The sequence below is a fragment of the Halorubrum sp. SS7 genome, from assembly GCF_005435055.1.
Lineage (GTDB): Archaea > Halobacteriota > Halobacteria > Halobacteriales > Haloferacaceae > Halorubrum > Halorubrum salinarum.
The window spans coordinates 1-874 of the sequence record NZ_SGXV01000155.1 but is presented as its reverse complement, the minus strand read 5'-3'; the positions used below and the strand labels follow the sequence as shown (position 1 = coordinate 874).

Annotated in this window: 2 protein-coding genes; both read right to left on the bottom strand. The window is 55.4% G+C overall.

The genetic code is table 11. From position 1 onward, the window contains the following. A partial coding sequence (locus tag EXE44_RS17300; RefSeq protein WP_158293495.1) for a helix-turn-helix domain-containing protein occupies positions 1 to 418 on the bottom strand: 418 nt, incomplete at its 3' end. Between the two features lie 267 nt (positions 419 to 685). Then, positions 686 to 874: hypothetical protein (locus EXE44_RS21185; protein WP_206750403.1), on the bottom strand; the 189-nt coding region annotated here is incomplete at its 5' end.

Genomic DNA, 874 nt, shown 5'->3' with positions numbered 1-874 from the left:
GGTGGAAGGTGAGGGGGATTTCTCCGAGTTTTGAGAGCCACAGTCGCGTCCGACCGCCCGTGTTCTTGAGCTTGAAGCCGGATTGACTGTAGGTGAAACTGCGGTACTCGCCCGGTGCCTTCCACTTGAGCGTCCCGACGCGGTAGCCCTTCTCTTTGCGCTCTCGTAGTGTCGAGAGGTTATCGTACAGCCGTTGTACGACCTTCTGTAGTACCTTCGAGTGAACGCCTTTCAGGTCGCTCCACCACTTCTTGAGACTCGGCAGGAGCTTCTGCTCAGAGTACGCCGAGGTGTCGTCGGTGCGGTTGAGTCGGTGGAGAAAGTGGTTGTAGACCTGTCTACAGGTATCGACAGTCCACGCTAACTGTTCTTCGAGAGCGTCGGACGGTCGGAGTCGATACCTGTAGTTGTAGTTCACGAGCGTTCTTCGATGAGTTCGTCAAGTTGTCCGCGAACGAACGACGAGAGGTTAAGATGGTTCTCCTCGACCCACTCGGCTTGGTCTTCGCGGATGGTGATGTTCTTCCGCCTCACTACATACGTATTATGCGTATCTATGCGTATGGTTGTTTCGATTGCGTGGGTCTGTGGGCCGAGCGTCGAACGTGTTTGAGAACCGTGCGGCGCTGTATCCCCTCCCTACTCACTCTCTTCGCTCGTTCGTTGAGGAAGGGGCCTTAGCGCCTCAATTCAGGTAAACGGATGAATTCGCCTCGCTACCGTTGTAATCGAAAGCTGCGATTACTCCGGCCGATGAGGTGTTCTCGGGAGTCGGTGACAGGTATTCTTCGGACGGTTTGGGGACCACCCGGAGACCCGCCTTTTTGACTTGAGACGGATGGTTCTCGTTGTGTCGAGAACCGGTGAAAACGCA